General features: G+C 43.8%; 6 protein-coding genes. All 6 read left to right on the forward strand.

What is annotated here, in order from left to right:
- Positions 1-28: 28 nt before the first annotated feature.
- Positions 29-199 (forward strand): photosystem II assembly protein Psb34, encoded by a 171-nt coding sequence (gene psb34 / locus IQ229_RS02320; RefSeq protein WP_194040917.1) that lies wholly within the window; start codon positions 29-31, stop codon positions 197-199.
- A gap of 233 nt (positions 200-432) precedes the next feature.
- Complete coding sequence (gene psb34 / locus IQ229_RS02325) at positions 433-603, forward strand: photosystem II assembly protein Psb34 (protein ID WP_194040917.1); 171 nt, start codon at positions 433-435, stop codon at positions 601-603.
- Positions 604-1,094: 491 nt separating this feature from the next.
- Positions 1,095-1,841, forward strand: coding sequence for a Uma2 family endonuclease (locus IQ229_RS02330; protein WP_194040919.1), 747 nt, complete (start codon positions 1,095-1,097; stop codon positions 1,839-1,841).
- A gap of 237 nt (positions 1,842-2,078) precedes the next feature.
- Positions 2,079-2,861, forward strand: a complete 783-nt coding sequence (locus IQ229_RS02335) for a COP23 domain-containing protein (protein ID WP_194040921.1) — start codon at positions 2,079-2,081, stop codon at positions 2,859-2,861.
- 391 nt (positions 2,862-3,252) lie between these two features.
- Entirely contained in the window at positions 3,253-7,923 is a 4,671-nt protein-coding gene (locus tag IQ229_RS02340; RefSeq protein WP_194040923.1) for a choice-of-anchor I family protein, read from the forward strand.
- A 107-nt stretch (positions 7,924-8,030) separates the two neighbouring features.
- The coding region (locus IQ229_RS02345) for an esterase-like activity of phytase family protein (protein ID WP_194040925.1) at positions 8,031-10,192 on the forward strand (2,162 nt) is incomplete at its 3' end.

Below are 10,192 nucleotides of genomic sequence, written 5' to 3' on the forward strand. Positions count from 1 at the left end.
AGATAACAAACAAAGAAAAGAAAAAACTATGTACACCACCACCAACGAAGACGGCATTCTCAACAACTACGCAGCAGAACCCAAGATGTACTACGCTGAGTACCCAGCAATTTGGGAACAACGTAAATACGTTTTACAAGGTCTTTTTGCAACTTTAATCGTCACCGCTTTAGTTTTGGTTGGTTTTAGCGTTAGCTAAGATTTTTTGATTTCAGTATCGCTGTATCTTATTGTCATTCATACTTCTCTCTGTCACCTCGGCTAGTTTCGCCGGGGTTTTTTGTGTTTTACATATCCTAAACGGCAGTAGTATACTGATAAGTCAGTTTTATGAATACAATCAGTCTTTATTTGTCAAGTCCTATTGACTATTTGTAACGAAATTGTTATATTTAGTTACATAAGATAACAAAACAAAGAAAAGAAAAAACTATGTACACCACCACTAACGAAGACGGCATTCTCAACAACTACGCAGCAGAACCCAAGATGTACTACGCTGAGTACCCAGCAATTTGGGAACAACGTAAATACGTTTTACAGGGTCTTTTTGCAACTTTAATCGTCACCGCTTTAGTTTTGGTTGGTTTTAGCGTTAGCTAAGATTTTTTGATTTCGGTATCACTGTATCTCATCGTCAATCTCACTTCTCGACTTTACCTCGGCTAAATTAGCCGGGGTTTTTTGTGTTTTATGTATCCCAAACGGCAAGTGTATTATATTGTCAAACAAGTGCGTTAGCGAGTCTTCTCCCAAAGGCAGACACCAAGCGCGACCAAGCATCACAGTTCGTTACTCGTATCGCTCAAATCAATAACATAAACGTGTTGATTAATATGGGAGGTAAATTATGGATGGAGAAGAAATGAGAAGAAGCTACGCTAACAGAGAGATTTTAATGCTAATCGGTACTTGCGTCAGAGTTCTTGTCTTAGAGGATGGAACCGCGATCGATTCCGATCACGACTGGTGAGACTGTTGTTGGTTGAGAATTAGTGCGATTTTATCTGCATCCTAGCTTTTTTTGTCGCCTTGTCAGCAAGAAACTACTAGTCAGCCATAAAATAAAGACAAATCAATAAAAAGGGGTGTTTATGGCAACCCAACTCGGTGAAGCTAAATCTTCAACAGAACTAGTAGTATCTTGGGAAGCATTGCCCGCAGATTTTCACCTAGAGGATGAACCAGTGGAAAATACAGGTCAGCCACTATTGGCTGGTGCTTTGCGCGAAAGCCTTGAGATAAGTGGTTTCATCCAACCGCAGATGTTGATAGCCTCAAATTTTGGACTTTGTGCGACGATAAACGGGCAATTTATAGCTAAAGCACCCGATTGGGTTTATGTGCGATCGGTAAATCAGGTTTTAGGAGAACGCAAAAGCTATACACCCAATTTAGATGGAGATATTCCAGCAATTGTGATGGAATTTCTCTCTGACACTGAGGGTGGAGAATACTCTTTTAAACGAACCTATCCACCAGGAAAATGGTTTTTTTACGAGCAGATTCTTCAAGTCCCAATTTACATAATTTTTGACCCAAATGGTGGTTTGTTAGAATTTTACCAACTCGAAAACAGGCGCTACGAGTTAAAACAACCTGATGAAAATGGTCGTCATTGGATTGATTCAATGGGTTTATTTCTGGGAACCTGGCAAGGAACAAAAGAAGCCAGAACTGGTTACTGGTTGCGCTGGTGGGATGAGGCAGGTAATTTGTTGCTTTGGGCAGTGGAACAAATTGAACAGGAACGCCAACGTGCCGAACAGGAACGCCAGCAAAAAGAACGGCTAATTGCCTATCTACAATCTCAAGGTATCGATCCAAATAATTTTCCTTAGCATATACAAATAAAATTTTCAAGTATTTGAGTGACTCAGTTTAAGCAAATAACTGCTACAACCGTTACGCCTATCAAGGAGTGGGGCATCATACAGAAATTCAAGTACGGGTGAAAAAGCTAATTGCTAAGAAAAAAGCAACAGAGAAAAAAAATAAGTTTTTGCTGAATCAAAAGCCAGAATTATTCGTCACTTAAACTATCAATTCCCTACTTAATTTCTCCTGGAGGATGATTTATGTCATCACAAATGCTGCGGTTGATAGCTTTGGGCAGTCTTGGCTTATCTTTGTGTCTGGGTAATTCGGCAGCAATGGCGCAATATGATTCTAATGGCGATGGTGTAGTGGTACCAACAGTACCATCAGGCGGCACATCAGCACCAGTTCCAATAGACACATCGACAGGTGTACCATCTTCACCCTCAGCTGACGGTACAACTCGGTTTACCTGTCAAACTTATAATGGACAGTACACCGTCATGTATCAGCCACAAAGTCAACCAGGACAATTCTTTCCTTGGGCAGCGCCTGCGGCTTTGGGTGGTGGTTGGGACGCACAAAGGCGTTGTACAGCAATTGCCAGTCGCTTGGAACTTTATCGCCCAGATGGTTTACAAGAACTTCAGACATCCGTAGAGAATAACGAAAATATTGTCTGCGTCACAACTGAAGCTAATCCAACCTGTAGAATTGTGCTGACAGTCCCAAGTGGGAAAGATCCTGTTGTTATCCGCAATAGCATTTTTCAGAATTTGACTACTGCTGACAGCGGACAACAAACTATAGCTGTTAACACTTATGGCAATCGCAGTAGTGGAGGCAACGAATTATATAATTTAGGACGTACACTTCTAGGCGGTGGCAATAATCGGGTTAGTTCATCTAGAGGTGGGATTAATTTGAAACCTTTCCTCGATCGCAAAGATGGTGGTACTGGAAACAATTTACGGGGTGGAGTAGCAATTCGTCGTCAGTCTCAGCCTAATGGCGCTCGTCTAAGCCCTGGTAAGTTCCGGTAAGCAAGAGTGGCTTTTAATACAAAATGACTTTCAAATAAAAAATATCCAACTACTTATTGTGGGGCGGACATCCTGTCCGCCTTTTTTTATGGGCATAAAATTGCTGTCTCCTGGACTTCTTCGAGATGTCGAGGATCTAAATCCAACTGTAGATTATTTATTCTTTTAACCTTTTGCTAGCAGTTTCTTAACGTTGCTGAGATAACTTGAGGTTGCTGAATATGGATTAATACTAGTAAAACCTGTAGCTTTTTTGACTACAAAATAGTTTTTATTGATAGTGATATTGCGATTGTCAATGTGACTGAATGATGTTTGCAAATTATTACTGAACGTCAGCTTTTCAGACAATTTTCAAACAATACAAAATAAATTGAAGGAGACGTTATTAATGGCTTTGACACAAGGCGATATTGCTTTTATCTCTTTCAATGCTGATGAAGATGGCTGGTCAATTGTCACATTTGTAGATATAGATCCGAATACAACTATTTATTTCAGTGACGGCACAGCTTCAAGTCCAACCGCAATTGGTAGCACTGAATCTTCATTTGTATGGAATACAGGATCTCAGACAATTGCCGCTGGTACTGTAGTTCGCTTTAGTGCAATTGACAGCACTAGTCACGCATCATCTATTGGTACATTTACAGTTGTTAACTCAAGTAACCTGGGACTCAGTGCAACTGCTGAGACTATTTATGCCTTTTTGGGAAATAGTGGCACTGCCCCAACTACAATTCTGACTGCCGTCTCCAGTGAGGCGAATAACAACAGTTTGGTTACTGTTGGGCTAACTGATGGAGTTAATGCGATCAAACTCACCAGTAGCACTGATTATGGTCAGTATACTGGTTCCCGTACTGGACAAACCAGTTTTGTCAACTATAAAGCGTTGGTTAACAACAGTGCTAATTGGACAGTTGATGTCGGAGGTGACGGGGCGACAGTAATTCCTAACACTACAAACTTGGCGATCGCTGATAATGATATTGCGACCAACAATAACTCCAGTATTTTGCAGAAAATTGGCAGCTTCACCAGTATTAATGGAGCCGAAATATCCGCCTTTGATTCTGGAAGCGATCGCTTATTTGTGGTTGCTGGCAGCATAGTTGAAATTTATAATGTCAGCAATACAGGCACGCTAACCTTAGCTGGTTCTTTAACGACGGGATTTACGCCTCCCGCCGGGACACAAGTTATTCCCAATAGTGTTGCGGTGAAAAATGGGATTGTCGCAGTCGCCTACGCCATCCAAAACACCAGCACAAACGCCCAACAGACAGGAAAGGTGAGTTTCTACAATGCTGCTGGCACTTTCTTGAACTCGGTTGAAGTGGGTGCATTACCCGATATGCTCACCTTTACGCCCGATGGCACGAAGATATTAGTAGCAAATGAAGGAGAACCCAACAGCTACGGGCAAGTAAATTCGGTAGATCCTGAAGGTTCAGTCAGTATTATTAACATTGCTGGTGGCGTGGCGAGTGCAACCGTTGTCCAAGCCTCATTTACGACCTTCAATAGCCAGATTGCCACACTCAAAGCCGCAGGTGTGCGGATTACTGGGCCCGGCTCGACGGTGGCACAAGACTTGGAGCCAGAGTTTATTGCTGTATCTCCAGACGGTCAAACTGCACAGATTACTTTGCAAGAAAATAATGCGATCGCTATTCTGGATATTGCTAGCGCCACTATCGCCGACATTTTGCCTCTGGGTGCGAAGAATTACAATCTTCCAGGTAATGGATTAGATGCTAGCGATCGCGATGGTAAAATTAATATTCAGAATTGGCCAGTATTTGGGTTATATCAACCCGATGCGATCGCTAGCTTCACTGCCAACGGACAGACTTATTACATCACCGCCAACGAAGGAGATTCCCGCGACTACACTGGTTTTAGCGAGGAAATCCGGGTTGGCGCAGCCGGATATGTCTTAGATCCAACTGTTTTTCCCAATGCGGCTACCCTGAAGCAAAACACCAACCTGGGACGGTTGATAGTTACAAATGCCACAGGAGACACGGACGGAGACGGAGATTTTGACCGCATCGAAGCATTTGGGGCACGTTCCTTTTCGATTTGGGACGCAAGTGGCAATCAAATATTTGATAGTGGCGACCAATTTGAACAAATCACCGCAACCAAAGTACCAACTTTGTTTAACTCAGATGGTGCGGCTGATACATTTGACACCCGCAGCGATAACAAAGGGCCTGAACCCGAAGGTGTAGCGATCGGAGTTATCAACAACCGCACCTATGCTTTTATTGGTTTAGAACGTACTGGTGATGTCATCGTCTACGAGGTGACAAACCCTCAAGCGCCAACTTTCGTTCAATATATCAACACTCCCGAAGATACTGCGATCGAAGGGCTAACCTTTGTCTCGGCGGCTGACAGTCCCACAGGCAAGCCTTTGTTAGTTACTACAGCCGAAGTCAGCAAGACGGTTGCGGTATTTGAAGTAACTCCATCCGTTCGGATTAGCGACATTCAGGGAACGGGACATATCTCATCCTTTAGAAATCAAACCGTCAGTAATGTAGCGGGTATTGTCACGATTAAAGCAAGTAACGGTTTCTACTTGCAAGACCCCACTCCAGACAGCGACGTTCGCACTTCTGAAGGTATTTTCGTTTTCACCTCATCAGCACCAACCGTATCCGTCGGCGATTCGGTATTAGTCAGTGGAACAGTTACAGAATTTCGTCCCGGTAACGATGCTAATAATTTAACCAAAACACAAATCACCACTCCCACAATTGTTACCGTTTCTAGTGGCAACGATCTACCCACTGCTACAATCCTTGGTAATGGTGGCAGAACTATTCCGACAACGGTAATCGATAACGACACGATCGCTAATATCGAAACTGGAACAACCACCTTCGATCCTGCCCAGGATGGCATCGACTTCTATGAAAGCTTAGAAGGAATGCTGGTACAGGTGAATAACCCAATTACTACTTCACCCACTGCAAACTTTGGCACATCAGAGGAAATTTGGGTATTAGCAGACAATGCCGCAAATGCCACAGGTAGAACGGTTCGCGGTGGTAGCCTGATTAGTGCTTCAGATTTCAATCCTGAGCGGATTCAGATCGACGATCTCAACAATGCCTTAACACTGCCTGAAGTTAATGTTGGTACGCAACTGAGTAATATTGTTGGTGTCGTTGACTACAGCTTTAACAACTATGAAGTTTTAGTATCGGCTGCTCTCACCGTAGTACAGAACAGTAACATTCAAAAAGAAGTCACGAACCTAACTTCTACCACCAACCAACTGACGATCGCTACCTACAACGTCGAAAACCTCGATCCAGGTGACGATCCAACCAAGTTTAACAACCTGGCTAATCGCATTATTAATAATCTCAAATCACCAGATATCATTAGTCTCGAAGAAATTCAGGACAATAACGGTGCAACAAATGATAGCGTTGTTGATGCCAGCACTACCTTCCAAAAGTTAATTGATACAATTACAGCTGCTGGTGGCCCCACGTATCAATATCGTCAAATTAACCCAGTAGACGATACGAACGGCGGTGAACCTGGCGGAAATATCCGGGTAGGTTTCTTGTTTAATCCCAATCGTGTCAGCTTTGTAGATCGCCCTGGTGGTACTTCCACCACCAGCACCACAGTTACCAATGTTTCTGGTGTTCCTACAGTTTCTAATAGTCCTGGTTTAATCGACCCCACCAACTCCGCTTTTACCAGCAGTCGTAAGCCGTTAGTTGGTGAATTTACTTTCAATGGTGAAACTGTTTATGTAATTGGCAACCACTTTAATTCTAAAGGTGGCGACCAACCATTATTTGGGCCGAATCAACCACCAACTCTCAGTAGTGAAACCCAGCGCCAGCAACAAGCTACCCTGGTGAAGAATTTTGTCAGCAATATTTTAGCGATCGCCCCCAATGCCAATGTAGTAGTGGCAGGTGACTTAAATGACTTTGAGTTTTCCAACCCTGTCAACACCCTAGAAAGCGCTGGACTGACTTCCTTAATTGAAACTCTGCCGCAAAATGAGCGTTACACCTACAACTTTCAAGGTAACGCCCAAACCCTTGACCACGTTTTAGTTAGTAACAACTTGCTCAATAAGCTGGATGGGTATGATGTAGTTCACATCAACTCAGAGTTTGCCGATCAGGATAGCGATCATGACCCTAGCGTAGCTCGGTTTAATCTCCCTAAAAACAATGCTCCCACGGTAGTACAACCAATTGACGACCAAATCATTTCTACTAATAAAGCTTTTTCTTTCAATATCAGTAACAAATTTGCTGATGTAGATCCAGGTGACACCCTCACTTACAGTGCTACAGGTTTACCCACTGGTTCTAGTATCGTTGCCAACACAGGTGTGATATCCGGCACTATCTCTCAAATCAGTATTTTCGCAGTCACAGTTACCGCTGCTGATGGTAAAGGCGGTAATGTTAGCGATACCTTTGACCTGACTGTTGCCAATAACAAGGCAACATCTGGCAACGACATCATCTTCGTCAGCGAACTTACTGGTTTGAACAAATACATAGTCAATGCTCTAGCAGGGAGCGATCGCGTCATCGGCACTAATACCAGTGAATTAATCGACGGAGGAGCAGGCAATGATTACCTGGATGGCAAGGGAGGCATAGATGTACTCCTTGGTGGCGATCGCAATGACACACTCTTTGGTGGACTTGGCAGTGATGCACTTTCTGGGGGCAATGGCAATGACCGCCTGATTGGTTGGGGCGGTGGCACAAACGAAATTGACCTCCTCAACGGCGAACAAGGTGCAGATACTTACGTTTTAGGTGATGCCACTTCAGCTTTCTATACCAGTTCTTGCAACAATGATTATGCCGATATTCTCAACTTTCAAGCAAACGATCGGATTCAGCTTAAGGGAGTCGCTAACAATTACTCACTAGGGTCAGTTAGATCGGCTGTAAGTATTTTCACCAACAATGGAACGGAATTAATTGCTGTTGTGGAAAACGGGTTAAACCGCAATACAAATTTGGCAACAGATACTCGTTTCGTCTTTATTTAACGCAGATTTAATCGAACTCTGATTTCTCTGTGTACTCTGGGCCTCTGCGGTTCCTATTCCCAATTTTCAAAGCAGTCTCATGTCTAGAATCTATCTCAAAATTAAACATGGTAATTACTAATACAATTCGCTTTTCTCAATTCAACGCTTCTTTGAATCGTAATGCCAAAGGTCAGTTAGTCAGCGATTTGTCTACCCCTGACAACGCTCAAGCAAAGGCAGTTGCAGAAATCATCCAGCGTAATAATCCGGATGTGTTGCTAATTAACGAGTTTGACTACTCCCCGGAGGCAGTTCAACTATTCCGGCAAAATTACCTAGCCGTTAGCCAGAATGGTACAACACCCGTTGACTACCCCTACTTCTACATCGCTCCTTCCAATACGGGTATTGCCTCTGGTTTTGACTTGAACAACAATGGCACAGCAGTTACAACCCCAGGCGAATTGGGATATGGCGATGATGCTTTCGGATTCGGGAATTTCCCTGGTCAATACGGGATGTTGCTGTTGTCCAAATATCCCATTGACACTGCCAACATCCGCACCTTTCAAAATTTTCTATGGAAGGATATGCCCAATGCTTTGCTTCCTGACGATCCGACAACACCACAGCCAAATGATTGGTATTCTGAGGAGGAATTGGCAGTTCTACGCCTTTCTTCTAAAAGTCACTGGGATATACCCATCCAAGTAAACGGTGAGACAATTCATGTCCTCGCCAGCCACCCCACACCACCAACTTTTGATGGCGCGGAAGATCGCAACGGGAAGCGCAACCACGACGAGATCCGTTTTTGGGCAGACTATATTACCCCTGGTAATGGTAATTACATTTACGATGATGAGGGTAAAACGGGCGGGATTGCTGCTGGTTCAAGCTTTGTGATTGTGGGCGACCAAAATACCGATCCGTTGGATGGTGATAGTTTTGACAACGCTATTCGCCAACTGTTGCAAAATCCCAATATCAATACTAATGTCATCCCTACTAGTCTGGGTGCGCGCCAACAAGCAGACTTACAAGCTGGTGCAAACGCTAGCCAAAAGGGTAATCCTAGCTTTGACACCGCAGACTTTGCTGATAACACTCCCGGAAACCTGCGGACTGACTATGTGCTACCCTCAGCTAACCTGACAATTGCCAACTCAGGAGTATTTTGGCCTCTAAATACTGATTCAACGTTTCCCTTGGTAGGTACTTTTCCCTTCCCCAGTTCTGATCATCGTCTAGTATTTGCAGATGTGCAAACCGGAGCAACGGAACCAGGTAAAACCATTCCCAATGTAAGATTTGTGGGGCAGAGTACTTTTACCACAAGCTTTATTCCTGCTGGCGCGGCGGGAACTGTGAATGGAACACCGACTCCATTAGGGGGACTTTCTGGTGTCACCTACGATGCAGTTAACAACCGCTACTATGCAATCTCAGACGATCGCTCCCAATTTGGCCCCGCCCGCTTCTATACTTTTACTACTGATACTGGGGTGACTTTTACCAATGTCACGCCCCTGAAAGATAGCAATGGCAACTTATTTGCAACATTTAGCATTGACCCAGAAGGCATTGCTTTAACTAACAATGGTACTGTTTTCATCTCTTCTGAAGGTGAAGTTAATCCTGGTTCAGGTCGAGTTACCAATCCCTTTATTAAAGAGTTTTCTCTTACAACAGGGCAAGAATTGCGATCGCTATTTGTCCCCAGGAAGTTCCTGCCAGTAGTAGAAGATACCAACAGCAACGGCATTGTCAATGCAGGTGATACGCAGACATCAGGTGTTTACAATAACTTAGCCTTTGAAAGCCTCACCATCACACCTGACCAGAAAACCTTATTCACTGCGGCTGAAAACGCGCTTTCTCAAGATGGATTAAGGGCTTCACTCACCAGTGGCAGCCCTTCCCGAATTCTGCAATACAATCTGGTTAGTGGACAACCAGAAAAAGAATACCTCTACATTACCGATGCGATCGCCCAAGCGCCCAACCCTAGCACAGGTTCAGCTGACAATGGTTTGACAGATTTACTAGCAATAGATAATCGTGGGACACTACTAGCGTTAGAACGTTCCTTTGCCCAAGGTGTAGGCAACACGATCAAAATCTACGAAGTTTCTTTGCAAGGTGCAACTGACATTAGCTTCTACGATTCTCTCAATAATCTGAGTACTGAACAACTAGCTACTATCAAACCCGCTCAAAAACGCCTGCTGTTGAATTTAAATGATCTGGATTTGCCTAACGGTACAGATAACATCGAGGGTATTAC

Origin of the sequence: Nostoc cf. edaphicum LEGE 07299, assembly GCF_015207245.1 — a bacterium.
Lineage (GTDB): Bacteria > Cyanobacteriota > Cyanobacteriia > Cyanobacteriales > Nostocaceae > Nostoc > Nostoc edaphicum_B.

Bases quoted from the DNA above. Each gene is read 5' to 3' on its own strand.
- IQ229_RS02330 (WP_194040919.1), top strand. From the start codon at position 1,095: ATGGCAACCCAACTCGGTGAAGCTAAATCTTCAACAGAACTAGTAGTA.
- IQ229_RS02340 (WP_194040923.1), top strand. From the start codon at position 3,253: ATGGCTTTGACACAAGGCGATATTGCTTTTATCTCTTTCAATGCTGAT.
- psb34 (WP_194040917.1), top strand. From the start codon at position 29: ATGTACACCACCACCAACGAAGACGGCATTCTCAACAACTACGCAGCA.
- IQ229_RS02335 (WP_194040921.1), top strand. From the start codon at position 2,079: ATGTCATCACAAATGCTGCGGTTGATAGCTTTGGGCAGTCTTGGCTTA.
- psb34 (WP_194040917.1), top strand. From the start codon at position 433: ATGTACACCACCACTAACGAAGACGGCATTCTCAACAACTACGCAGCA.